This is a genomic window from Cellulosimicrobium funkei, from assembly GCF_900155925.1.
Classification (GTDB): Bacteria; Actinomycetota; Actinomycetes; order Actinomycetales; family Cellulomonadaceae; genus Cellulosimicrobium; species Cellulosimicrobium funkei.
Genome location: NZ_FTMI01000002.1, coordinates 19,993 through 43,923, shown reverse-complemented (window position 1 = coordinate 43,923; position 23,931 = coordinate 19,993). Strand labels below are relative to the sequence as shown.

The following is a 23,931-nucleotide window of genomic DNA, read 5'->3' as shown; positions in this document are numbered from 1 at the left end:
GAGCTGGGTGGGTGCCACCGGGGTCCTTCCGGTCTGCGGGGTCGGGGTCACTTGCGGGCCTCGCGGACGAGGAGCCAGACGAGGTAGGCGCCGCCGACGCTCACGGTGACGACGCCGACGGGGAGCTGGGTCGGGGCGAACGCGCGCTGCGCGACGAGGTCGCTCGCGGCCAGGAGCACCGCGCCCATGCACGCGGCGGGCAGGATGCGCACGCCTGCGCTGCCCGTGAGGCGGCGCGCGAGCTGGGGCGCGGCGAGCGCGACGAACGCGATCGGCCCGGCCGCGGCGGTGACGAGCGCGGTGAGCGCGACGCCGAGGACGACGAGCGCGAGCCGCACCCGCTCGCTGCGCAGGCCCAGGGCGGCCGCGGCGTCGTCCCCGAGCTCGAGCAGGCCCATGCGGGGGGCGAGCCACACGAGCGGCAGGGCCAGGAGCGCGGCGAGCACGCACGCGGGGACCGCCTGCGCCCACGTCATGCCGTTGAGCGACCCCGCGCCCCACACGGCGGCGGCCATCGCCGTCTCGAGGTCGGCCTTGACGATGAGCCACTGGTTGGCGGACGCGAGCATCGCCGACACCGCGATGCCGACGATGATGAGGCGGAACCCCTGCACGCCGCGCCGGTAGGCGAGGACGTACACGACCCCGGCGGTGACGATCCCGCCGACGAGCGCGCCCGCCGCGACGCCGACGTACCCGCCGCCGAGCAGCATGATGACGACGAGCGCCCCGGTGTACGCGCCCGTGTTGAAGCCGATGACGTCGGGGCTGCCGAGCGGGTTGCGCGTGAGCGACTGGAAGATGGCGCCGCTCGCGCCGAGCGCCGCGCCGAGCACGAGCGCCATGAGCGCGCGCGGGAGGCGCCACTCGACGACGACCATGTGCACCGGGCCGTCGGCCGCGCCGACGAGCGCCTGGAGCACCTGCGGCACGGTGAGCGGGTAGTCGCCGGTGGTGAGCGCGACCACGCCGACGGCCAGCGCGACGAGCAGGAGCGCCCCGCACACCGCGAGCGTGCGCAGGTCGAGCCGCAGGCTCACGCCCCGGCCGCGCACGACGCGCGTCGGGCGGCCGAAGTCGACGCGCCGGTCCGGACCGGGCGCCCCGGCCGGGAGACGGTCCTGCACCGGGGCGCTCACAGCCCGCTCGCCTTCGAGCGGCGCACGAGCGCGATGAGGACCGGGGCACCGACGAACGCCGTGACGATCCCGACCTGGAGCTCGCCCGGCATGACGACGACCCGGCCGACGACGTCGGACACGAGCAGCAGGACGGGCGCGAGCACCGCCGAGTACGGGAGGATCCAGCGCTGGTCCGGGCCGACCGTCCACCGCGCGACGTGCGGCACCATGAGGCCGACGAACGCGATGGGCCCGGCCGCGGCCGTCGCCGCGCCGCACAGGAGCATGACCGCGACGCCGACGAGCACGCGCGTGCGCCCGACGTGCGCGCCGAGCGAGCTCGCGAGGTCGTCGCCGAGCGCGACGGTGTTGAGCGGGCGCGCGACGACGAGCGCGATGACGAGCCCGATCACGACGAACGGGGCGATCGTCCCCGCCATCTCCATCGTGCGGCCCGCGAGCGAGCCGGCGCCCCAGAAGCGCATGCGGTCGAACGCCGCCGGGTCGAGCAGGGTGATGCCCTGCGAGACGCCGCCGAGCACCGCGCCCAGCGCGACGCCCGCGAGGGTGAGCCGCACGGGCGTCGCTCCCCCGCGGCCCTGCGACCCGATGGCGTACACCGCGACGGTCGCGACGACGGCGCCCGCGAACGCGAACCAGATGAACGACCCGATGTCGGTGAGCCCGAGGAACGCGACGGCGAGCACGACGGCGAACGCGGCGCCCGCGTTGACCCCGAGGATGCCCGGGTCGGCCAGGGGGTTGCGCGTCATGGCCTGGATGAGGGCGCCCGAGACGCCGAGCGCGGTGCCGACGAGCAGCCCGACGATCGTTCGCGGGAGGCGCAGGTCGCGGATGATCACGTGGTCGCCCGAGCCGTCGTAGCCGGTGAGGGCGTCCCAGACCGTGCCGAGCGGGACCGGCTTCGAGCCGACGACGAGGCTCAGCACGACCGCGAGCACGAGGACCGCGAGGGCGACGACGAGCCCGAGGCTGCGCCCCGCGTTCGTGCGGGCGACCCCGGCCGGGCGGTCGGCGGGGTCGGCCGGTGCCGTGCCGCCGGGGACGTCGGCCGTCGTGGCGGCGGTCGCGGGCGAGGTCATGGTGCTCGGATCTGCTCGGGGGCGCTCGGCCCGGCGGGTCAACACGAGTGAGGTTACCCTCACCTTAATTCACGCCCCGGAGGGTCCGGCAAGATCGTCCACGAACCCGGTGGAGTGACCCCGCTCACCGTCGGTGCCGGAGGGGGTTGCCGGTCCGCGAGCGGCGTGTGCGAGAGTGGCCGCATGACCTCGCACGTCCCCGTCGCCGCCGACCACGTCGTCACCGTCGACGACCAGGGTCGCCGGACCGGCACCTTCGAGCGCGCCGCGGTCCACACGACCGAGACGCCCCTGCACCTCGCCTTCTCCTGCTACGTGCTCGACGACGCGGGCCGCCTGCTCCTCACGCGGCGCGCCCTCGCGAAGCGCACGTGGCCCGGCGTGTGGACCAACTCGTTCTGCGGGCACCCGCGCTGGACGGAGTCCACCGAGGAGTCGATCCTCCGCCACGCGCGGCACGAGCTCGGGCTCGAGATCGCGGACCTGGAGGTCGCCGTCCCCGGGTTCCGCTACCGGGCCGTCGACGCGTCGGGCGTCGTGGAGAACGAGATCTGCCCCGTCTACGCCGCCCGTGCTGCGGGCCCGGTCGAGGCGAACCCCGACGAGGTGATGGAGCTCGCCTGGGCGGACCCGCGGGACGTCGCGCGCGGGGTCGCCGCCACGCCGTGGGCGTTCAGCCCGTGGATGGTGCTCCAGGTCGGGGCGCTGGGCGGCGCGAGCACGGCCGGCGACGGCCCGACGGCGCCCCTCGCCGCGGCCTTCGGGCCCGCCTCCGCCTGACCGCGCCCGGCCCGCGACCGGGCAGGAGCGAGGATTCAGACGCGCCGGAGCTGCGGGCGGCGGAACCGCTCGGGGATGCCCAGGTGGTCGGCGTCCTCGGCGGTCGAGCGCAGCCGCCGCGGCGGGAGCGCGTGCGGGAGGACCGCGTCGGCGCCGGGGACCCGCGCGTCGTGCATCGCGGCGGCGAGCGCGTGCACCAGGGGCGCCTGCCGGGACGGCCGCCGCGTCGAGAAGACCCACAGGTCGAAGCCGGGGGCGGTCGCGAGGTCGACGGGCTGGCCCTGCGCCCACGCGTGCCGCGCGACGACCGGCGACACCGCCAGGAACGTGACCGGCCGGCGCGACCAGAGCACCGTGCGGGACGCGCCGCTCACGCCGCGGTCGGCCATGAGGAGCCCGATCGTGCGCTGGTTGCCCACGACGGCGGACACCGTGCGGGGGTCGATCCCCGACCACGGGATGACCGTCGGGCGCAGGAACGGTGCGAACGAGCCCACGACGATGCCGCCGTCGAGCACGAGCAGCTTCTCCGAGCCCAGGAACCACAGCAGGACGCCGAGCACGGCGGCGACGGCCACGAGCAGGACGGCCGCGGCGACGACCTCGCCGTCGGCCAGGCTGGCGACCGGCGCGAGCAGCACGAGAACGAGGACCACGGCCCACGCGGGGCCGTTCGGCGTCGCGGCCTCGACGTGCCGCAGGCGGCCGAGGCGCGACGCGTCGGCCCAGTGGCGCACCTTGCGCGTCGCGCGGTCGCCGGTCGGCGCGGCCGTCATCGGCCGAGCAGCTCGGCGGGGAGGCGGCGCAGCGTCGCCGGCCCGACCTCCGACAGCTCGAGCGTGACGGGCGCGCCGTCGGCGTCGTGCTCGCCGCCGCGCACGACGTACACGCCGTCCGGCGTCGCGTAGACGCTCACCCGGACGAGGGTGTCCGAGCCTGCGCGCACCGCCCCGAGCACCGTGACGGCGACCGCTCCGGAGAGCTCGGGCGACGTGCGGGCCTCCGCGGCGAACTGCTCGGTCGTGAAGGTGCGGGCGCGGCCGTCGAGCACGGCCTTCGCCGCGGGGTCGAGGAACACCGCGAGGCGCCCCGCGAGCTCGGCGAGCGGGTAGACGCTGAAGGAGTGGTGGCCGCTCGGCCCGACCTCCTCCTCGAGCACCCGGTCGTCGTCGTGCAGGTAGACGTACACCCAGTGCTTGCCGAGCGCCGTCGTGCGGTCCGCGGAGAGGATGGCCGACGCCGTACGCCGCAGCACGAGCGGGCCCGTCACCTCGGGGACCGCGTCGATCCCGACCTGCGGCTCGCCGCCCGGCCCGGGCGGGCGCTCCTCGTCGGACGGCACCACGAGACCCCGCGCGAGCAGCGACCGCAGGGCTACGCGCCCCACGAGCGTGCGGTCCGCGCCCTCCTGCGCGTCGAGCCAGGGCAGCGGGACGAGCTGCGGGTTCTGGAGCCCGTCGAGGATCGCGACCTCCTCGTCCGTGAGCGTGACGACGTGCGTCACCTCACCGGGCGCCGTGCGCGCGAGCGTCTGCTCGGCGGCCGCGATGTCGGCCGCGGACCACTGCATGGTCGGCTGCTGGGTCACGAGAAGAGGCCTCCGATGAAGTCGCCGGCGGCGGAGAGCCCGTCGCCGATCGCGTCACCGACGTCGGACGCGACGTCGCCGATGGTATCGGCCGCGTCCCCGACGAAGCTCGTGACGTCGTTCCAGCCGTCCGCGAGGTACGGGCCCGGGTCCGAGAAGAACCCCGTGATCGAGTCCCAGTTGTCGTAGACGAGGTTGCCGAGCGCCCAGACGCCCGCGACCGCCGCCGCGCCCGCGACGACCGCGATGCCGACCGGGTTGGTGAGGAGCCCCGCCGCGATCGCCATGGTGCCCGCGCCGCCGATCACGGACAGGACGCCCATGCCGCGGTCGACGCCGCCGCGCACGCCGTCGTACTGGGTGTTGACGATCTGGTTGATGCCGCCGACCACGCCGGCCGCGCCGCCCGCGAAGCCCATGAACCGGGAGAACGTCGTGGCCCGCCCGAGCACGCTCAGCGCGTCCCCGACCGCCATCCCGCGCGTGAGCTGCAGGGCGCTCGCGGCCGCGGGCGACAGCGCCGCGAGCCGGCTCGCGTCGAGGAAGCCGCGCGCGGCGAGGAACGTGCGGTACGCGATCCACGCGCCGCTCCCGGCGCCCCACGCGGACAGCGCGGTGTCGCCGACGTCCCAGATCGAGCCGTCGAGCGGGTCGCCCGCGCCGGGAGGGCCGCCGCCGGGGCCGGTCGGCACGCCGGGCCCGGGGACGCCCGGGGACGGGATGGACCCGCCCTCGGTGCTCGTCGCGAACTGCTGGTCGGCGTGGCGCAGGACGGCCTGCGACGCCTCGGAGAGCGTCTGGCTCACGCCGCGCAGCAGCGCGACGGACGTGCCGGTCCACTCGCTGCGGAACTGGTCGGCGTCGCCGCCCTGCCAGCGACCCGCCGCCTCGACGAGGCCGCTGACCTCGGACGTCGTGCTCACGAGCTGGTCGGAGGCTGACCGCAGCGACTGCGCGAGCCTCCGCAGCTCGTTGACGTCCGCGCCCCACATACCGCTCACGTCGTCCCCGTCCCCTCGTCGGTCGTCCGGCCCGCCGGCACCCGGTGTCCGGGACGCGCGAGGCGGGCACCGGGGAGGCTACCGTGCGCGCCGTCGTGCGGGCGATGGGGAGTCCTCCCCGTCGGGTCGCGGCGCGCCCGCGCCCGCGCACCGCTCGCGTTCGGCTCCGGCGCCCGGGCGGGTGACAATCGACCCATGCCTGACGCGGTACCCGACACCCCCGCCACCCCCGACCGCGCGAGCGAGGCTCCGGTGCCCGCCCGGGACGCCTCGTTCGAGGAGCACGTCGCGTGGGCCCGCGCGGTCCCGGTCGTCGGGTCCGACCTCTCCCCCGTGGCGGGACGCGTCGTCGAGGACCCGCTGCCGTGGGACTACGTCGCGCTCGCGCGCGAGCTCGTCGCGAGCGGGCGCGGGTCCGTGCTCGACCTCGGCACGGGCGGCGGCGAGCTCCTCTCCACGCTCGGCCCGTTCCCCGCGGGCTCCGCGGCGACCGAGGGCTGGGCCCCCAACCTCCCGGTGGCCCGACGGCGGCTCGAGCCCCTCGGCGTCGAGGTGCGGCCCGTGGAGGGCGACGACGAGCAGCTCCTGCCGTTCTTCGACGGCCAGTTCGCGGTCGTCCTCGACCGGCACGAGGAGTTCGACCCGGACGAGGTGCTCCGCGTGCTGGAGCCGGGCGGCGTGTTCCTCACGCAGCAGGCCGACTCGCGCGACGGCGTGCGCCTGAGCACCGCGCTCGGCTCCGAGCCGGCGTGGGACCCGGACTCCGTCACGCTCGACGCCGCGGTCGAGGTGCTCCGCGAGGCCGGCTTCGTGGTCGACGCCGCGCGCGAGCACGAGGGCCTGCGCCGGTTCCGCGACCTGGCCGCCCTGCTCTGGTACCTGCGGCTCATGGCCTGGCAGGTGCCGGAGCTCGCGTCGCTCTCGCCCGAGGCGGTCGCGCGCTACGAGGCGCCGCTGCGCGCCCTGCACCTGCACCTCGCCGCGGGCCACGAGTTCGTCGACGAGGCGCCGCGCTTCCTCGTCGTCGCGCGCAAGCCCTTCTGACGCCCGCGCCGCCCCGTCGCGCGGACCGGGTCACAGGTCCCGGAGCTCCGCCTCGCGCTCGTCGTAGGCGCTGCGGGCCGCCGCGATGCGCTCCTGGTGCGCCTCGGTCCAGACGACGAGCGCCTTGGTCGTCGCGTGGAGCGAGCGCCCCATCTCGGTGAGCGCGTAGTCGACGCGCGGCGGGACGGTCGGGTAGACCGTGCGCTCGACGATGCCGTCGCGCTCGAGCTGACGCAGCGTGCGCGACAGCATGCGCTGGCTGATCCCGTCGATCTCGCGCTTCAGCTCGGTGAAGCGCATGACGTGCCGGTCGAGCAGCGCGATGGCGAGCAGCGACCACTTGTCGGCGATGCGGTCGAGGATCTGCCGCACCTCGCAGTCCTCGCGCGCGTCCCACTGCCAGACGTCGGCGTCGCTCTCCCAGCGTGACGGCGGTCGCGGGTCGCACACCTCCTCCGTCGCGGCGTGGTCGGCCGCGCCCGCCGGTCGAGGGCGCGCCGCCACGGTATCCGCGGTGATACCAGGTGGGCGTGATGTGCCGTCTTCCATGCCTCCTGATCCTGACCCACGATGGGTTCGGTATCAAGAGGTAACCGGGTGCCGAAGGGTGCTCACGACGACAGGGGACGTCCATGGGCGACGGGACGACGAGCCGCAGCGGTGCGAGCATCCGGGAGGCCGGCCGCGAGGCCGCGCGGGAGGCCGCGCGGTTCAGCCTCCGGGACTGGGGTCTTCTCCTCGTGCTGTGCGGGGCGATCTTCCTCGAGGGCAGCGACATCGCGATGCTCTCCGTCGCGCTCCCGGGCATCCGCGCCGACCTCGGCCTCGCGACCGGCGAGCTCGGCGGGGTCGTGACCGCCTACGTCGTCGGGTACGGCGGGTTCATGCTCCTCGGCGGACGCGCGGCCGACCTCTACGGCCGACGCCGCATGTTCGTCGTCTGGCTGCTCGTCTTCCTCGTGTTCTCCGGGCTCGGCGGGTTCGCGACCGACGGCTGGATGCTCCTCCTGTCGCGCTTCGTCACGGGCGTGGCGGCCGGCTTCCTCACGCCCGCCGGGATGTCGCTCATCACGACGTCGTTCGCGGAGGGGCCGCGCCGCAACCGCGCGCTCGTCGTCTACGGGGCCGCGGGGGCGGCGGGCTTCTCGCTCGGGCTCGTCGTCGGCGGTCTGCTGGCGGCGGTCCACTGGCGGTGGGTCTTCTTCGCCCCGGTGCTCGTCGCCGTCGTGCTGCTCGCGCTCGCCCTGGTCACGGTCCCGCGTGACACGACGACGCGCGTCCGCGGCGCGCTCGACGTCCTCGGTGCCGTCCTGGCGACGACCGCCATGGTCCTGCTCGCCGTCGGCATCGTGCGCCTCGAGCACCCGGGCGACGGGCTCGCGTGGACGGTCGCCGCGCTCGGGGGCGGCGCGGCGCTGCTGGTGGGGTTCGTCGTCCGGCAGCGACGTGCCCCGCACCCGTTGCTGCCGCTGCGGCTCTTCCGGTCGGTCGAGCTCGTGCGGGCGAACGTCACGGCCGTGCTCTTCGCGGGCGGGTTCTACGGCTTCCAGGTGCTCCTCACGCTGTACCTCCAGGAGCTGCGCGGCTGGACGCCGCTCCAGACCGGGCTCGCGATGCTCCTCATGGCGATCGACGTCGTGCTGGCGCCCGTCCTCACGCCGCGCCTCGTGGAGCGGTTCGGGGTGCCGCGCGTCATCGTCGGGGGCCTGGTCGCCGGCACGCTCGCCGCGGCGTGGTTCCTCGGGTCGGGGCTCGACTGGGCGTACGCCGTCATGGTCCCGTCGCTGGCGCTCGTCGGGGTCGCGTTCGCGCTGGTCTACGGGCCGATCGCCATCGCGGCGACGACGGGCGTGACCGACGCCGAGCAGGGCGTCGCGGGCGGGGTGCTCAACACGTCGTTCCAGCTCGGTGCGGCGATCGGCATCTCGGCCGCGACGGCGGTCAGCGTCCTCGCCCTCGGGGACGCGACGGGACCGGACGCGGGCCTCGCCGCCTTCCACACCGCGCTGTGGGTCCCCGTCGCGGCGTTCGCCCTCGCGGCCGTGGCGATGGGGGCGCCGCGCCGTCGGGCCGCCGTCCGGCCGGCCGGTCCCGCCGTCGAGTCCTCGACCACGGAGACCGCACGACCGGCCCCCGCCACCCGCTGAGTGCATGAAACTGTCGCGTCCTGGCGTCCCGGACGCGACTGTTTCACGCACTCAGCGTCGGGGTGCGGGCAGCAAGAAGCCCGCGGGCTGGAGGGTTCCTCCTGTCGTGCTGGACGAGGGCACGACACCCGCGGGCTCCGGTGGTTGCGTGGTACTCGCTCGCCGCCGGGGGCTCCCCTCGGGAGACCCCGCCCGGTTCACGGGCTCACCGCATCCGGTCCGTTGCTGGATCGGTTGCGCGACGACTAGCGCGCAACCACCTCACGAGTCCGAAGAATCTTCACTTCCAGGACCACCTCCTTTCGCGTGTACGACGACGGTACGTCCGCCTCCCGCGGCCACGCCAGGGGTTTTCGCCCACGGCGTGGAACCGCCGGGGAACGGGCCGCCGGCTCGCCCGGTCGGTCCTGCGAGGGTCGACCAGGCGACGCGCGGGCCGACGCCGCGCGCTCGACGCGGGTCAGGCGGGGCGCAGGTGCGCCCACTCCTCGGGGTAGTCGTCGAGCCACGCGGCGAACGACTGCGCGGGCCGCTCGACGAGCCGCGGGACCGTGTCGCTCACGTGCGCGAGCTCGCCCGCGGCGATCGCCGTGTACGACGACACCCAGCCGTCCACCTCGAACCGCGGCGCCCCGTACCGGTCCCGCGACGCGTACGCCTCGTCGACGGTCTCCGGGTGGTACGTGATGTCGCGGCCCGTGGCCGACGACAGCTCGGCAGCAACCTCGGCGAGCGTGAGCGCCTCGGGGCCCGTGACGTCGTAGGTGACGCCGTCGTGGCGGTGCGCGTCGGCGTCGAGCAGCACGACGGTCGCGACGTCGGCGATGTCGTCGTGCGACACCGACGCCACGCGTCCGTCGCCCGCGGGGCCGCGGATCACGCCGTCGTCTCCCACCATGAGCGCGAGCCCGCGGTGGTAGAGGTTGTCGCGCAGGAACGTGTGCCGCACGCCCGTCGCGCGGATGTACTCCTCGGTGCGCCAGTGGTCGCGCGCGAACGTGAACACGGCGTCGGGGGCGGCGCCGACGAACGACACGTAGACGATGCGGTGGACGCCCGCCGCGACGGCCGCGTCCACGGCCGCGCGGTGCTGCGCGACGCGGTCGACGTCCTCGCGCGCGGACACGAGCAGGACCGTGTCCACGCCGGTGAACGCCTCGACCATGCCGCGCGTGTCCGTGTACCCGGCGACGACGGCGACGTCCGACTCCGGCAGCGGGTCGTCGCCCAGGCTGGGCGCGCGGGCGGCGTCGCGCACCACGAGGCGCTGCGGCGCGCCTTCGGCGGCGAGCCGGAACGCGAGCTTCGACCCCAGGAGACCGCTCGCGCCCGTCACGGCGACCCGTCCCGACCCCGCCCCGATCATCATCTCCTCACGGTAGGCGCCCTGGTCACGGGGCGCCCGACGACCGCCCCGGACGGGAGGGGAACGCCCTCCTCGCGCAGAATGGGGCCATGTCCAGTGCCGAGACCCGCCCCGGGCCCTACCGCGTCATGACCGTCTGCACCGGCAACATCTGCCGCTCCCCCATGGCCGAGGTGGTGCTGCGCGACCGCTTCGAGGCGGCCGGGCTCGGCGACCGCGTCGTGGTGGACTCGACCGGGATCAGCGACGAGGAGCGGGGGAACCCGATCGACCGCCGCGCCCGGGCCGTCCTGGCCGAGCACGGGTACGTCGTCGACGGGACGCACCGGGCGCGTCAGGTGCGCGCGGGCGACCTCGCCGCGCGCGACCTCGTGCTCGCGATGACCGCCCAGCACGCGCGGGCGCTGCGGCGCCTCGACGCGTCGGCGCCGGTGCGCCTGTACCGCTCGTTCGACCCGGCGGCGCCGCGCGTCGAGCCGGGCGGGTCCGAGCACGTGCTCGACATCGCCGACCCCTGGTACGGCGGGCAGCAGGACTTCGAGGACTGCCTCGCCGAGGTCGAGGCCGCGGCCGACGGGATCGTGGACCTCGTGCGCTCAGAGCTCGACGGCTGAGCGCGCGCGACGGGCGTCCGTCCCGTCGGCGCGCGACCCGCGCAGCGGGGCCGTGGACCAGCGGAAGCGGTCGAAGAACGCGTCGAGCGCGGGGACGCGGGACAGCACGGTGAACAGCCCGAGGCCGAGCACGCCGCCCACGACGTTGAAGAGCAGGTCGCTGGCGTCCGCGACGTGGCCGCCGCCCAGCAGGTGCGAGGTGACGTACTGGGTGACCTCGATCGCGAGACTGAAGGCCGCTGCCGTGAGCACGACGCGCCACCACGACGGCCGCGCCAGGAGGAGCGGCAGGAGCATGCCCAGCGGCACGAACACGAGGACGTTCATCACCGCGTCGGCGACCTCGTAGTCCACGAGGGGCACGAGGACCAGGTGGGCGTCCCACGCGGCGCTGCTCGCCGGCTTGTCGAGGAAGATCGGGAACACCGTGTTCGCCACGACCCCGGCCGCGTAGACGGCGAGCGCGAGCGCGACGGCGGCCCGCGGCAGCGTGAGACGACCGGACCGGTGCAGGCGCCACAGCAGCAGCCCGAGGACCACCGCCCCCAGCGGGACGACGACGGGGAGGACGGGGACCTCGCGAAACACTCGAACCGCTCCTTCAGCTGACGACGCCACGCACGACGTCGCCGACGGTAGCGGTGCCCCGCCACCCGGGAGATCCCCCGACGGTGCGACCCCGGCCGCGGCGCCCTCCCCCTGCGGGTGGACCGGGGCGCGCCGCCCGAGGTGTCATCGGGTGTCGTCGAGCGTCACCGGCGGCGGGTCCGCCCGCGCAGCGTCCCGACGGCGGTGCCCACGGACCGCGCGACGGACCGTCCCGCGTGACGCACCGTGGCGCCGAGCCGGCCGAGCGCGCGGCCCACGCCGCCCGTCGCGCGCGGCGCGCAGCGGGGAGAGGGGGCGACGGCGTCGGGCACGGGCGGCGTGACGGGCGCGGGCCGCGGCAGGTACGCCCCGACCCACTGCGCGACCCGCCCGTAGGCGAGCGCGCGCACGGGCCGGGCGGAGAGGACGACGTCGTGCAGGGCGCCGTCGAGGCGCGCGACCGTGACGAGGTCGCCGAGCTGGACCGAGCGCTGCGCGACGCCGTCCACGTCGATCGCGGTGTCCGTGCGCATCATCTCGGGCGACCAGCGGGGCAGCAGCGTGCTCCGGGCCGAGAGCAGCACGAGCACCGGGGCGCCGATCCCGAGCCCGCGTGCGACCGTCTGCTGGCCGTGGAAGACGGCGGACAGCCACGCGGGCGTCGTCCGGAAGCCGTGCTGCGGGCGCCAGGTGAGGTCGTAGGACCACTCGCCGTCGAACTCCTTGCTCACGGAGCGCGTGTAGAAGCCGAGGTCGACGTTCGGCAGCGGGCGCGTGGGCGTGAGCCGGGCGCGCGCGCCGATCACGGGCTCGAGCAGGAGACGGCCGACCTCGCGCGTCTGGAACTCGAGCCACGGGCTGTTGAGGACGAGCGCCGCCGCACGCCCGGGGTGGCGCGCGAGCCACAGGCTCAGCGTCAGGCCGCCGGTCGAGTGGCCCATGAGCACGACCTCGCGCGGGGACCGCCCGTCGCCCCGGTGGCCCATCGCGACGAGCGCGGCCTCGATGTCCTCGTCGTACGTCGCGAGGTCGGCGACGAACCCGGGAGTCTGGCCGGGCCGCAGGCTCCGGCCGTACTTGCGCAGGTCGAGCGCGTGGAACCGCGCGCCGTGCGCCTCCCAGAAGTCGGCGAGCTCGGTCTGGAAGAAGTAGTCGGACCAGCCGTGCACGTACAGCACGTCGAGGTACGGGTCGGGCCCCGGGCGCCGGCGCCGCACGAGCGTCGCGACGACGTCGCCCTCCTCGTCGGGCGCGAGCGGCAGCGTGAGCTGCTCGTAGTCGTCGCCCAGGACGTCGGGCTGCCAGTCCGCCATGCGGCCGACCCTAGGCGGGCCCGACGACGACCGCCCGCCCGGCGGGTCGCGGACCGGTCGGGCGGGGTCGGGTCCGGTCGAGCCGGTCCGGTGGTCAACGGTCGGCGCGGCGGGCGCGCCAGCGCGCGACCTCGTGCTCGACGTCGCGCGTCGGGGTCACGACGGGCGGCCCGCCGAGCAGCTGGCGGCGGGCGTCGACGACGCGCGCGTTGAAGTCCGCGAGGATCTCGCGCACGGCCCGCTCGTCGAGCTCGCGGTCGAGGCGGTCGTCGAGCTCGCGGTCCTCGGTCTTGAGGAGCATCGCCGGCGGCCCGAGACCGGTGAGCTGCTCGCGCTCGATGACCGCCTTGAGCCACCAGTCCGGGTCGTGCGTGCCCGTGAGCCCGGGGATCGGCTTGCCCGCGAGGGGGAGGTCGTCGAACTCCCCGCGGCGGACGGCCTGGTCGATCACCATGTCGACGTACATCGCGCGGTCCTCGGGTCGTACACGGCGCGGACCCCCGACTGGGGCGTCGTCGTCGCGCGCCTCGACGGCGCCGTGCGTGCCCGCCCCGCCCGGCGGCTCGCGGCGGGCGGGGTCGTCGTCGGGCACCTCCCGCTCCGCGGCCTCGCGCGCGGCCTCCCGCTCGACCCGGTACTGCGCGGCCCGCCGGACGGGGTCGTCATCCGGGGTGCGGGAACGTCGTCGGAACACGAGCACCTCCCTCGTCGTCTCCGCCCAGCGTAGGCAGCCGCGGGCCGGCCGGACGAGCAGAGAGCTCAGCCGTCGAGGAGCGGGTGGTACCGGCGGCGCAGGGCCCGGTCGAGGGCGGCCAGCACGCCGCCGACCGTGAGGACCGTGTTCACCGGGCCCGGGAGGTCCGGCACGAACGGCGGCGTCCAGCCGGTGAACTGCGACGCCAGCTCGAGCAGCTGCGGCACCTGCGTCACGAGCGCGACCGCGAGCACGACCCACGCCGTCACGCCCACGGCGCGGCTCGCCGTCGGGCGCTCGCGGTCCATGCGGTCGCGCCACGCCTCCGCGGTCCCGGGCAGCGGCGGGACGTCGTGCACGGTGCCGACCGCGTCGACGACGCGCACGTACCGCATCCCGTAGGTGCTCATCCTCGCCTCCAGCGTCGCGCCCCCGAGGTCGAAGCGGGCGCGCGAGCGCTGCTCGTCGACGAGCCGGCCGTCCCGGTACAGGCGGATGCGCTCGTCCCAGTCGAGGAAGTCCACGGCCACGACGTACTCGTGGCCGCCGTGCCGGAGCCCGAACGCGCTCCGCCACAGCACGGCCCACCCGCGCACGGGCCGGAAGGTCGCGGCGCCGTCGCGTCGGTCGCCATGGTCGCCGTGGCCGCCGCGGTCGTCCTTCCGGTCCTCGGGGCCGTCGCGCCAGGCGTCGTCGGTCGTCATGGCCTCATCCGACCCCGGGCGCGCGGTGCGGCGCGTCGCCCGGACGACCGACACCTCCGCGCGGGGCCGGCCGGCGTCCGCCGAACGGATGACCCCGGGCATGATGGGCTCATGCCCGGGTCGATGAAGGTCTCACGCCGCTCCCACGTGCCGCCGTTCGCCGTGATGGAGGTCCTCGCCGAGGCGAACCGCCTGCGCGACGCCGGCGCGTCCGTCCTCAACCTCTGCGCGGGCGAGCCGTCGACCGGGGCGTCGGACGTCGTGCGGCGCCGGGCGATCGAGCTGCTCGAGCACGGCGACCTCGGCTACACCGAGTCGCTCGGGGTCCCCGCGCTGCGGCGCGCGATCGCCGAGCACTACGACCGCTGGTACGGCGTCGAGATCGACCCGGCGCGGGTCGCGGTGACCACCGGGTCGTCCGGCGGGTTCCTCCTCGCGTTCCTCGCGGCGTTCGACGTCGGCGACCGCGTCGCGCTCGCCCGCCCCGGCTACCCCGCGTACAAGAACATCCTGCGCGCGCTGGGCTGCGAGGTCGTCGAGCTCGACTGCGGCCCGGAGACGCGCTACCAGCCCACGGTGTCGCAGCTCATGGAGGCGTACTACGACGGCGGCCTCGACGGGCTCGTCGTCGCGAGCCCCGCGAACCCGACGGGGACGATGATCCTGCCCGCCGAGCTCGACGCCGTCGCGGCGTGGTGCGCCGACCACGACGTGCGGCTCGTGAGCGATGAGATCTACCACGGCATCGTCTACGGCGACGGCGACGGCGACGGCGCGGAGCGTCCGGCCGCGGCGCTGCCGACGGCGGCGCGGTACGTGCCCGACGGCGCGGTCGTCGTCAACTCGTTCTCGAAGTACTGGGCGATGACCGGGTGGCGCCTCGGGTGGCTCGTGCTGCCGGACGAGCTCGTCGGGCCGGTCGACGCGCTCGCCGGGAACGTCGCGCTGTCGCCGCCCGCGCTCGCGCAGCACGCGGGCGTCGCCGCGTTCTCCCCCGAGGGGTATGCCGCCGCGGCCGAGAACGTCGCGCGGTACGCGGCGTCGCGCGAGCTCGTGCTGTCCCGGCTCGACGACCTCGGGTGGTCGCGGGTCGCGCCCGCCGACGGCGCGTTCTACGTCTACGCCGACGTGTCCGGGGACGGCCTGGACTCCGTGACGTGGTGCGCGCGCCTGCTCGCCGAGGCGGGCGTCGCGCTCACCCCCGGCACGGACTTCGACGGCGTCCGCGGCGGGGACTGGGTCCGGCTGTCGTTCGCCGCGGCGCCGAGCACGGTCGCCGAGGCGGTCGAGCGCATCGCCGCCTGGCGCCGCACCCTCTGACGGGCCCGGGGCGCGCCGCCCCTGCGGCGTCCCCGGTACCGGGCGGGGAACCCGCCCTGGTCGCGACGGTCCGTGGCCCGCGCGAGGATCGTCCGGTGCCCCACGACTCCCGTGACCTGACCCACGGACCGCTGCCCCCGCGACCGGAAGGCGCCCTCCGTCTCGCGACCTTCAACACGCTGCACGGCGCCGCGCTCGACGGGACGGTCGACGTCGAGCGGTTCGCGCGCGCCGTCGCCTACCTCGACGCCGACGTGCTCGCGCTCCAGGAGGTCGAGCGCGACTCGCCCCGCTCGCACCGCGCCGACCTCGTCGCCGTCGCGGCGGAGGCGCTGCGCGCCGAGCACCGGCACCTGTCCCCCACGCTGCGCGGCGTCTCCGGTGCGTGGGTGCGCGCGGGCCGGCCGGGGTCGGGCGTGCGGCGCGTCCCCGGCGTCGCGTCGTACGGGATCGGGCTCGTCAGCAGGTTCCCCGTCGAGCGGTGGGCGCGCCTCGAGCTCGACCGGATGCCGTGGCGGTCGCGCGTCCGACGGCGACGGCCGGGTGCCGCGACGGGGGCCGCCCGCCTGCTCCCGTTCCGGGTGGTGCCCGACGAGCCGCGCGCCGCGCTCGCCGCCGCCGTCCGCACGCCGTGGGGGCCGCTCACCGTCGTGACGGCGCACACGACGTCGCGACCCGAGTTCACCGCGGACCAGCTCCGGTCCTTCACGGGGGCCTGCGCGCCGCTCCCCCGCCCGCTCGTGCTGCTGGGCGACCTCAACCTGCGCGCGCCCGAGCCCGCGGAGATCACCGGGTTCACGTCGCTCGCCGACGTGCTCACGCACCCCGTCGACCGGCCCGTGCGGCAGATCGACCACGTGCTCGCCGACGGCCTGCCCGGCGGCCCGACCGTCCGGGCTCTCGGGCCCGCCACGGCCGTCGACACGGGGCTGTCAGACCACCGCGCGGTCGTCGTGGACGTCGTCCTGGAGCCCGCGCCGGGCGCCTCGCGCTGAGCGGGGCCGGGGGCGGTCAGGCCGCGAGCCCGACCTCCTGGGGTGCGGGGTCGCCGTCGGCGCGCACGGCGGCCGGTGCGGAGGCGGCCGCCGTGATCCCGGCGGCCTCGGCAAGCGTGCGACGGCGCGCACGACGCGCCCGCACGATGACGACGATCGCCTGGGCGCCGATGAGGACCCACACGAGGTTCGCGGCGACGGACGGCCACACGCCGTTCGCGGCGGCGACCATGCCCATGAGACCTGCGGCCGTGAGGTTGGTCAGCTGGAACGGGGCGGACGACGGCGCCCAGCGGCCACGGCTGACCATCGCGTAGGCGACGACGCCGGCGGCGGCACCGATCCAGCCGAGGAACATGACGATCGCGTCGAGGGTGACGGGCACAGCGGTACTCCGGTGACGAAGAAGGGGTGGAGGGGGGTACCGCGACGCTGCGGTGGCTGTGCGCTCCGGGCCGATGGCTGGTGGCGCGGGTGGTGCGAAGCTCGGGCGCCGACCCGTAAGGAGGAGGAGGTAACCGACCGGCGCCACGACAAGTGTGAGGCCTTCCGAGGTTCAGCACAATCGAAGGATTCTGCACCGGCCGTTTAGCATCTCTACATGGCGACGGACCCACGCAGACTTGGTTTCCTCCTTGCCGTGCACCGGGGCGGAGGCATCCTCGCGGCAGCGGATCTCCTGCACGTCACCCCGTCCGCGGTCTCCCAGCAGATCCAGCGGCTCGAGGCCGAGGAGGGGGTCGTCGTGCTCGACCGTGGACCGCGCGGCGTGACCCTCACGCCGGCCGGTCGCGTGCTCGCCGAGACCGCCGAGCGCATCGAGACCGAGCTCGTCGAGGCCCGCAAGGCGCTGGCCGCGCTCGGCGACGAGGTGAGCGGGCGCGTCGCCGTCGGCTCCTTCCAGACGGCGATCCGCGCCGTCGTCGCGCCCGTCGCCGGGAGGCTCGCCGAGACCGCGCCGGGGATCGAGCTCGACGTGCAGGAGCGCGAGCCCACCGAGGCGCTGCGGCTGCTGCGCGCGGGCGAGCTCGACGTCGTGCTCCTCGAGCGCGACTACGAGGCCGACTCCCCCGCCCCGCGCGGCACGCGCGAGATCGTCCTGCTCGACGAGCCGTGGCGGCTCGTCGTCCCCGCGGGCATGCCGACGCCCGCGCGCCTCGACGACGTGCGCGACGCCGTCTGGCTGGGACCGGAGCCGGGCACCGCCGCCGCCCGTGCGCTCCGGCGGCTGGCCCGGGGGCTCGGCGGGACCCTGCGCACGCGGCACAACTACTACGACTTCGACGTCGCGCTCTCGCTCGTCGCCGCCGGGCTCGGTGTCGCGATGCTCCCGGCGCTCGCCGTGGAGGGCGGCGCGTCGGACGAGGTGCCCGACGGCGTCACGGTCGTCGGGCTGCCCGGCCTCGGCTCGCGCCGCCTCGTCGCGCGCCACCGTGCGACCCGGCACGAGCCCCGCCCCGTGGTCTCCGCCGTGCTCGACGAGATGGTCGCCGCCGCGGGCGGCATCGCGTTCGCCTGACGCCGGGGTCCCCATCCCGGGGGCCGCTGGGAGGTCCGCGTCGTCGCGGGGCGTCGTAGCCTGCCGGGGTGGACGTAGCGGTGGTGGGGGCGACGGGCGACGTCGGCCGGCAGGTGTGCACGCAGATCGTCGAGCGGCGGGTGCTCCCGCCGGCGGCGCGGCTCCAGCTCGTCGGCCGGGCCGGCGGGGCGTCGGGGCGGGCCGTGCACGGGCTGCGCGCCGACCTCGTCGACGCGTACGACGAGCACGCGCCGCTCCTCGACGTCGCGCACTCGCCCGACGACGTCACCGCCGACGTCATCGTCGTCGCCGCCGGCCTCACTCCCCCGGCCCGGACGGGCGCCGACCCCGACCGGCGCGTGCTCGCCGCGACCAACGGCGCGGTGCTCGCCGAGTACGCGGACGCGATCGCGCGGCACGGCTCGGGGCACGAGGTCGTGATCGTCGTGACGAACCCCGTCGAGCTCGGCGTCGCGGTCATGGCAGAACGGCTCGGGCGGCACCGCGTGCTCGGCATGGGGGCCTGGCTCGACACGCTGCGGTTCCGGCGCGAGATCGCTGTCGAGCTGGGCGTGCGGCGGCACCGCGTCGGCGGGTTCGTCGGGGGCCAGCACGGCGAGGACGCCGTCCCGCTCTGGTCGACCGTCCGGGTGAGCGGGCTCGACGCCGACGAGCGGGCGCGCGCCGTCGCCGCGCTGCGCCGCGGCCGCACCCTCGACGCGCTGCCGGGCGAGATCGCCGCGGCGAAGGACGAGCTCGCGCGCGTCGCGAGCCAGGACATGGGTGCCGCGTTCGAGCTCATCGACACCTGGCCCGCCGACCTGCGGCTCGTCACGCGGCCCTGGATGACGCACCAGTCCGGCGCCAAGACCCCTGCGGGCACCGCGAGCGCGACCGTCGACCTCCTCGAGGTGATCCTCGACGGCCGCGAGATCGTCGTCGCGGGGCAGGTCGCGCTCGACGGCGAGCTCGACGGACGGCTCGCCCCGGCCGACGGCGTGCCGTCGCGCGGCGTCCTCGGCGTCCCGGTCGTGCTCGGCCCGGGCGGGTGGACGCGCGTCCTGCTCGACGAGCTGCCCGACGACGAGGCGCGACGGCTCGCGGAGGCGGCCGGGGGCATCGACCGCCTGGTGACGGCGAGCGCGATCTCGGCGCGTGCGGGGTCGCCCGCGGGTGGTGCGGCGAACGCGGCGGCGGGCGCGGAGCGCGTGTCGACCCCGGTCGGTGCGGAGCGCGACTGGGTCGCGACCGTGCACGGCCTCGACCAGCCCGGCACGCTCACCGCGCTCACCGGGGTCTTCTCGACGCGCGGCGTGAGCTTCGACTCGCTCGCGACCGGGCCGGTCGACGGCGACGGCCGGGCGGGGCGGATCATCGTGTCGTTTAGGGCGACCCCCCGCCGCACGCGCGCCCTGGAGCGCGCGGTCCGGCGGCTCGCGACGGTGCGTTCCGTCGTCGTGGAGCCCGCGGGCGACTCCTCCCGGCGCGGCACGCCGGGCTGAGCGACGGCCGGGCTCGCGGGGCCGACCGTACGCGATCCGCCGCCGGGTCAGCGGCGAGGACGCACCTCGCGGCGCACGGCCCGCGTCCCGACGACGAGCCCTCCCACCGTGAGCGCGAGCGCCAGACCGGTCGCGACCAGCACGACGACGAGGCCCGCGGCGTCGTCGACCAGGAGGAGCACCGGGGCGGCCGCGACGAGCGCCCAGCCCGCCGCCTCGCTCAGCGGGCGGGCCGCGCGGTGGGCGGTGCGCCAGGCGTCGTCGCTCGCGAGCGTCGTCGCGGTGCGGATGCCCGCGACCTGGTTGCGCCCGATCCGTCCGGAGGCCGTGGCGCGGGCGCACCAGACGAGCAGGAGACCCGCTCCGGCGAGGACGAGCAGGAGCACGAGATCGGCCACGGTGTCGGGGTGCACGTGCCCCACCCTGTCACGGCGGCGCGCGCCCGTGCCGGGCTACCGGTAGGCGTGCGCCTGGAGCGCGTACATCTCCGCGTACGGTCCGCCGGCGGCGACGAGGTCGTCGTGGGCGCCGAGCTCGGCGACCCGTCCGCCGTCGAGCACGACGATGAGGTCCGCGTCGCGCACCGTGGAGAAGCGGTGGGAGACGAACAGCGTGACGCCGCCCGAGGTCGTCCCCGCGCGGCGCGCCGTCTCCGTGAACCGCTCGAACAGCGCGTGCTCCGCCGTCGCGTCGAGCGCGGACGCGGGCTCGTCGAGGGCGAGCAGGAGCGGGTCCTCGCGCAGGAGCGTGCGGGCCAGCGCGAGCGTCTGCCACTGCCCGCCGGAGAGCTGGGTGCCGTCCGCGTACGCCGTGCCGAGGATCTGGTCGAGGCCGTCGGGCGAGCGCTCGACGATCGGGCGGGCGCGGGCCTCGTCGATCGCGGTCCACAGCGCGCTGTCGTCGTGCAGCGCGGCCACGCGGCCGACGCCGACGTCCTCGCGCAGCGTGAGCTCGAGGCGTGCGAAGTCCTGGAACAGCGTCGCGACCCGGGACTGCCACGCGTCGGGCGCGACGGCGGCGAGGTCGACGCCGTCGGCCAGGACGCGGCCCGACGTCGGGCGGTACAGCCCGCACAGGAGCTTCACCAGCGTCGTCTTGCCCGCACCGTTCTCGCCGACGAGCGCGACCGTGGCGCCCGCGGGCAGGTCGAGCGTGACGCCGTCGAGCACGGGCCGGTCCGCGCCCGGGTAGGCGAACGTGACGCCCTCCAGGCGCAGACCGTGCGCGAGCCGGGCGGGGATCGCGCGCTCCACGGCGGCCCCCGCCTCGTCGGTCGTGCCGACCTCAGCGCTCCCCGGGGTCCCGGGCCGTGGCCCCGCCGTCCCGGTCGTGGCGCGCAGCTCGGTGAGCTGCTCGACCGTCCGTCCGGCGCCCTGGAGCGAGCCGAAGAGCGCGAGCGCGCCCGCGACCTGCGTGCTGACCTGGATCGCGAGCGTCACCACGAGCACGACCTGGCCGATCGCGGCCGTCCCCGACACGGCGCCCCGCAGCACGACGAGGACCGCCGCGCCGTACGCGAGCGCGAACCACACCTGACCCCCGGCGCGCAGCAGCGCCGACCGGCGGTGGGCGCTCCACAGGCTCGCGGTCGTGCGGTCCCACGCGGTCCGCTGGCGGTCCGCGACGAGGCCGCGTGCGCCGAACAGCCGGATCTCCTTGGCCGACGAGCCGGTCGTGCCCGCGGTGACGAGGTGCCGGGAGAGGCGCACGTCGTCGGCGGCGTCGTCACGCGCGCGGTCGAGGAGCCGCTGCGCCCGGTCCGCGAGCCACACGGGCGGCAGCGCCGCGAGCGGGAGCAGGAGCAGCCACGGCTCGACCACGCCGAGGATGACCGTGGTGACCAGGACCTGGAGCGTCATACCGCCCAGCTGGAGCGTGCCCTCCAGCGCCATCCGGACGCGCTGGAGGCCCTCCGTCACCGAGGTGAGCAGGCGCACGCGCTCCGGGTCCTCCAGCTCGGCGAGGCTCGCCGAGCCGTGGGTGAGCCCGGCGACCTCGTCCACGAGCGCGAGCTGCTGGAGGTCGGCGAGCTCGAAGTACGACAGGTGGGCGAAGTGGCTCATCATCAGCTCGGCCACGAGCAGCACCGCGAGCGCGCCTGCCAGCCCCACCGCGCGCGCCGTGTCCGCGTCGACCGCGGCGTCGGTGAACATCCCGAGGCCCACGCCCACGAGCGGCGCCGAGAGGTACCCGACCGTCATGAGGACGATCGCGACGAGCAGGCGGCGCCGGTCCGTCGCCCAGCCGTGGGCGAGCATGAACCGGGCGGCGAGGACGACGCGCCTCACAGGGCACCTCCGGGGGTGGGGATCGGCATCGGGTCGGTGCGGAAGCGGCGCGCCTGGAGGAGGAACAGCTCCGCGTACCGGCCGTCGAGGGCGAGGAGCTCGTCGTGCGTGCCCTGCTCGACGACGCGCCCCTCCGCGACGACGACGATGCGGTCCGCGGGTCGCACGGTCGAGAAGCGGTGCGAGATGACGACCGACGTGACCGGGCGCCCGGCCGCGACGGCGTCGACCGCACCCTGCGCGAGGAACCGCTCGAAGAACTCCGCCTCCGCGCGGACGTCGAGCTGCGCCGTCGGCTCGTCGAGGACGAGCACGTCCGCACCGCCGGAGACGGCGAGCAGGGCTCGGGCCAGGGCGATCCGCTGCCACTGCCCGCCGGACAGGTCCCGCCCGCCGGCGTACCCGCCGGAGAGCACGGTGCCGAGGCCGTCGCCGAGCCCCGCCACGACGGCGTCCGCCCCGGCCGCGGCGACGGCCTCGCGCAGCCGGGCGTCGTCGTCGCGCAGCGCGGGCGCGCCGAGCGCGACGTTGTCCGCCGCCGGGAGCTCGAGCCGCACGTAGTCCTGGAAGATCAGCGCGAGGCGCGCGCGCCACGCGTCGAGCGGCAGGTCGCGCACGTCGACGCCGTCCACCGTGATGCGGCCGCGGGTCGGCTCGTACAGGCGCGCGAGGAGCTTGATCGTCGTCGTCTTGCCCGCCCCGTTGAGCCCGACGATCGCCGTCGACGTGCCGGGCACGAGCTCGACGTCGAGGCCGCGCAGGACCCACGCGCCGTCGTCGCGGTAGCGGAACCACACGTCCTCGAAGCGGATGACGCCCCGCGGGACGGCCCGGTCGCCGTCCGCCGCCTCGGGTGCGTCGCCCGACGCGAGCCGCTCCTCGAACCGGGCCAGCGCGTCGAACGACTGCAGGCCGAACTGGGTCTGCACGTCGCACTCCGGGAAGTACACCCCGAAGCGCATGGGGATGAGCACGGCCTGGAGGGCGACGCCGAGCGCGAAGAGGTCGAGCGTCGCGGCGTCGAGCGCGACCAGCACGAGCACCGCCGCGCCCCCGACGAGGCCGATCGCCGAGAACCCGACGAACGGCCAGAGCTGGAGCCGCCGGCTGCTCGCCCACTGCGGCTCGAGGAACGCCATCGTGTCGTCGTGCAGGCGCCCGCGCAGCCACGGCAGCAGGCCCAGGAGGCGGACCTCCTTGGTGATCGACGGCGTGGTCGCGAGGTCGCGCAGGTAGGACTGGCGGCGCCGCAGGGGCGCGAGCGAGTCCCACACCGGGCCGAACCGGCCGAGCGTGCCGCGCACGCCGGTCCGGATCGCGAGGGCCGTGGCGAGGATCAGCGCACCGGCCAGCGGTGACACGACGACCGCGACGAGCACCGACGCGCCGACGAGCTGGACGTACCGACCCACGAGCGGGACGAGCGCCGACGCCGCGTCGCCCGGGCTGCGGGACTGGCGCGCGAACGCGGCGCGCGCGTCGGCCACGACGTCGAGCACCTCCGGGTCGTCGAGGAGGGCCAGCGGGGCGTCGGACAGCGCCGCCGTGAGCAGGCGGTCGATGCAGCGCTGGTCGACGCGGCGACCGATCGTCTCGACCACGCCCGCCTGGAACGGCGCGAGCCCTTGCTGCACGACGAGCGCGGCGACCGCCAGCCCGAGCACGCCCAGCAGCTCGCCCCAGCCGCCGGGGCGGGACGTGACGTCCGGGAGCAGGAACAGCACCCGGCCCAGGAGCACGATCGTCGCGAGCGGCAGCACCGCGAGCAGCAGGCTGAGCGCCAGGCCGGCCGCGACGATCGGCAGTCCCGCATGCCGCAGCAGGCCCCACATCGTCGTCCAGCGCCGTACCCGGTGCCGCAGCGGTGGTCGCCCCTCGTGCCGGTCCTCGCTCATGACCCTCCCCGCTCGCGTCGTCGCACGTCGGGCGACCGTAGCGGCGATTGTGAGGGGTCCGTAGTTTTTATCCCCAGGACGAGCACGCCCACCCCGGGCATTGCTGCGGACGTGGGGACCGACGTCGGTCTCGACCCCCGCCCGCCCGGGCGGCACGACCCCGGTAGGATCGTGCGCACAACTGCAGTACTGCCGCCCGAACCTCGACGGGAGAGCTCGGCAGCACGGTCCCCGGACCGGGCGCCGGCGCCGAAGGAGCAAGTCCTCCCCGGGAATCTCTCAGGCCCACGTACCGTCGAGGCGAGGCAACTCTGGAAAGCGGTCGTGCGCTCGTCGGGCCCCCGGCGAC

The 23,931-nt window shown here is 76.0% G+C and carries 23 protein-coding genes and 1 riboswitch; of the genes, 8 read left to right on the top strand and 15 right to left on the bottom strand.

Going from position 1 to position 23,931, the window contains the following annotated elements:
• Positions 1 to 47: 47 nt before the first annotated feature.
• Positions 48 to 1,139 (bottom strand): iron-enterobactin ABC transporter permease, encoded by a 1,092-nt coding sequence (gene fepG, locus BXA05_RS04500; protein WP_228485153.1) that lies wholly within the window; start codon positions 1,137 to 1,139, stop codon positions 48 to 50.
• The gene (locus BXA05_RS20220; protein ID WP_076404150.1) at positions 1,136 to 2,224 is read right to left on the bottom strand and encodes an iron chelate uptake ABC transporter family permease subunit; all 1,089 of its coding nucleotides are present in this window, start codon (positions 2,222 to 2,224) and stop codon (positions 1,136 to 1,138) included. The genes fepG and BXA05_RS20220 overlap by 4 nt, the downstream gene beginning before the upstream one ends.
• Before the next feature lie 183 nt (positions 2,225 to 2,407).
• Here BXA05_RS20220 and idi point away from each other — a divergent pair, with 183 nt between their 5' ends.
• Positions 2,408 to 3,004: an isopentenyl-diphosphate Delta-isomerase gene (idi, locus tag BXA05_RS04490; protein ID WP_051027835.1), complete on the top strand. Its 597-nt coding sequence runs from the start codon at positions 2,408 to 2,410 to the stop codon at positions 3,002 to 3,004.
• Positions 3,005 to 3,039: 35 nt separating this feature from the next.
• On the opposite strand, the gene BXA05_RS04485 is transcribed toward idi, so the two are convergent.
• The 3 genes from BXA05_RS04485 to BXA05_RS04475 are packed head-to-tail and all read right to left on the bottom strand — an operon-like array spanning position 3,040 to position 5,593.
• Positions 3,040 to 3,780: a hypothetical protein gene (locus BXA05_RS04485; protein ID WP_076404149.1), complete on the bottom strand. Its 741-nt coding sequence runs from the start codon at positions 3,778 to 3,780 to the stop codon at positions 3,040 to 3,042.
• Complete coding sequence (locus tag BXA05_RS04480) at positions 3,777 to 4,592, bottom strand: hypothetical protein (RefSeq protein WP_083711471.1); 816 nt, start codon at positions 4,590 to 4,592, stop codon at positions 3,777 to 3,779. The genes BXA05_RS04485 and BXA05_RS04480 overlap by 4 nt, the downstream gene beginning before the upstream one ends.
• Positions 4,589 to 5,593, bottom strand: coding sequence for a WXG100 family type VII secretion target (locus BXA05_RS04475; protein WP_137281383.1), 1,005 nt, complete (start codon positions 5,591 to 5,593; stop codon positions 4,589 to 4,591). The genes BXA05_RS04480 and BXA05_RS04475 overlap by 4 nt, the downstream gene beginning before the upstream one ends.
• A gap of 195 nt (positions 5,594 to 5,788) precedes the next feature.
• Here BXA05_RS04475 and BXA05_RS04470 point away from each other — a divergent pair, with 195 nt between their 5' ends.
• Positions 5,789 to 6,637, top strand: a complete 849-nt coding sequence (locus BXA05_RS04470; protein WP_076404148.1) for a class I SAM-dependent methyltransferase — start codon at positions 5,789 to 5,791, stop codon at positions 6,635 to 6,637.
• A 30-nt stretch (positions 6,638 to 6,667) separates the two neighbouring features.
• Here the strand turns inward: BXA05_RS04470 and BXA05_RS04465 are convergent, their stop codons facing one another.
• A complete protein-coding gene (locus BXA05_RS04465) occupies positions 6,668 to 7,141 on the bottom strand; it encodes a winged helix-turn-helix transcriptional regulator (RefSeq protein ID WP_280174299.1) in 474 nt (157 codons plus the stop codon).
• Positions 7,142 to 7,269: 128 nt separating this feature from the next.
• On the opposite strand from BXA05_RS04465, the gene BXA05_RS04460 reads away from it, so the two are divergent.
• A complete protein-coding gene (locus tag BXA05_RS04460; RefSeq protein WP_076404147.1) occupies positions 7,270 to 8,784 on the top strand; it encodes an MFS transporter in 1,515 nt (504 codons plus the stop codon).
• A gap of 460 nt (positions 8,785 to 9,244) precedes the next feature.
• On the opposite strand, the gene BXA05_RS04455 is transcribed toward BXA05_RS04460, so the two are convergent.
• Complete coding sequence (locus BXA05_RS04455; protein WP_205688577.1) at positions 9,245 to 10,153, bottom strand: SDR family oxidoreductase; 909 nt, start codon at positions 10,151 to 10,153, stop codon at positions 9,245 to 9,247.
• Between the two features lie 86 nt (positions 10,154 to 10,239).
• Between BXA05_RS04455 and BXA05_RS04450 the strand changes: the two genes are divergently transcribed.
• Complete coding sequence (locus tag BXA05_RS04450; RefSeq protein ID WP_228485158.1) at positions 10,240 to 10,764, top strand: low molecular weight protein-tyrosine-phosphatase; 525 nt, start codon at positions 10,240 to 10,242, stop codon at positions 10,762 to 10,764.
• Here BXA05_RS04450 and BXA05_RS04445 read toward each other — a convergent pair.
• From BXA05_RS04445 to BXA05_RS04430, 4 genes are all read right to left on the bottom strand, one after another.
• Entirely contained in the window at positions 10,747 to 11,352 is a 606-nt protein-coding gene (locus tag BXA05_RS04445) for a VanZ family protein (RefSeq protein ID WP_076404146.1), read from the bottom strand. The two genes, BXA05_RS04450 and BXA05_RS04445, sit on opposite strands and share 18 nt — an antisense overlap.
• A 164-nt stretch (positions 11,353 to 11,516) precedes the next feature.
• Positions 11,517 to 12,665, bottom strand: a complete 1,149-nt coding sequence (locus BXA05_RS04440; RefSeq protein ID WP_076404145.1) for an alpha/beta hydrolase — start codon at positions 12,663 to 12,665, stop codon at positions 11,517 to 11,519.
• A gap of 94 nt (positions 12,666 to 12,759) precedes the next feature.
• Positions 12,760 to 13,359: a DnaJ family domain-containing protein gene (locus tag BXA05_RS20410; protein ID WP_244550380.1), complete on the bottom strand. Its 600-nt coding sequence runs from the start codon at positions 13,357 to 13,359 to the stop codon at positions 12,760 to 12,762.
• Between the two features lie 65 nt (positions 13,360 to 13,424).
• Positions 13,425 to 14,063 (bottom strand): hypothetical protein, encoded by a 639-nt coding sequence (locus BXA05_RS04430; protein ID WP_128957678.1) that lies wholly within the window; start codon positions 14,061 to 14,063, stop codon positions 13,425 to 13,427.
• Positions 14,064 to 14,186: 123 nt separating this feature from the next.
• Between BXA05_RS04430 and BXA05_RS04425 the strand changes: the two genes are divergently transcribed.
• Together BXA05_RS04425 and BXA05_RS04420 are read left to right on the top strand one after the other, a co-directional pair.
• Positions 14,187 to 15,383, top strand: coding sequence for a pyridoxal phosphate-dependent aminotransferase (locus BXA05_RS04425; RefSeq protein ID WP_076404561.1), 1,197 nt, complete (start codon positions 14,187 to 14,189; stop codon positions 15,381 to 15,383).
• A gap of 95 nt (positions 15,384 to 15,478) precedes the next feature.
• Positions 15,479 to 16,378, top strand: a complete 900-nt coding sequence (locus tag BXA05_RS04420) for an endonuclease/exonuclease/phosphatase family protein (RefSeq protein ID WP_240696545.1) — start codon at positions 15,479 to 15,481, stop codon at positions 16,376 to 16,378.
• Between the two features lie 16 nt (positions 16,379 to 16,394).
• Here BXA05_RS04420 and BXA05_RS04415 read toward each other — a convergent pair whose 3' ends face one another.
• Entirely contained in the window at positions 16,395 to 16,763 is a 369-nt protein-coding gene (locus tag BXA05_RS04415; RefSeq protein ID WP_128957677.1) for a CBU_0592 family membrane protein, read from the bottom strand.
• A 216-nt stretch (positions 16,764 to 16,979) separates the two neighbouring features.
• Between BXA05_RS04415 and BXA05_RS04410 the strand changes: the two genes are divergently transcribed.
• Both BXA05_RS04410 and BXA05_RS04405 read left to right on the top strand, forming a co-directional pair.
• Positions 16,980 to 17,897: a LysR family transcriptional regulator gene (locus tag BXA05_RS04410; RefSeq protein WP_076404144.1), complete on the top strand. Its 918-nt coding sequence runs from the start codon at positions 16,980 to 16,982 to the stop codon at positions 17,895 to 17,897.
• Positions 17,898 to 17,965: 68 nt separating this feature from the next.
• The gene (locus tag BXA05_RS04405; protein WP_076404143.1) at positions 17,966 to 19,399 is read left to right on the top strand and encodes a lactate/malate family dehydrogenase; all 1,434 of its coding nucleotides are present in this window, start codon (positions 17,966 to 17,968) and stop codon (positions 19,397 to 19,399) included.
• A 47-nt stretch (positions 19,400 to 19,446) separates the two neighbouring features.
• Here BXA05_RS04405 and BXA05_RS04400 read toward each other — a convergent pair whose 3' ends face one another.
• The 3 genes from BXA05_RS04400 to BXA05_RS04390 are packed head-to-tail and all read right to left on the bottom strand — an operon-like array spanning position 19,447 to position 23,582.
• Positions 19,447 to 19,812, bottom strand: coding sequence for an SdpI family protein (locus tag BXA05_RS04400; protein ID WP_168945057.1), 366 nt, complete (start codon positions 19,810 to 19,812; stop codon positions 19,447 to 19,449).
• 39 nt (positions 19,813 to 19,851) lie between these two features.
• Complete coding sequence (locus tag BXA05_RS04395; protein ID WP_076404141.1) at positions 19,852 to 21,687, bottom strand: ABC transporter ATP-binding protein; 1,836 nt, start codon at positions 21,685 to 21,687, stop codon at positions 19,852 to 19,854.
• Positions 21,684 to 23,582 (bottom strand): ABC transporter ATP-binding protein, encoded by a 1,899-nt coding sequence (locus BXA05_RS04390; RefSeq protein ID WP_076404140.1) that lies wholly within the window; start codon positions 23,580 to 23,582, stop codon positions 21,684 to 21,686. Before BXA05_RS04390 ends, BXA05_RS04395 begins: the two co-directional genes overlap by 4 nt.
• A gap of 197 nt (positions 23,583 to 23,779) precedes the next feature.
• Positions 23,780 to 23,887: riboswitch (glycine riboswitch) on the top strand.
• The last annotated feature ends 44 nt before the right edge of the window (positions 23,888 to 23,931 follow it).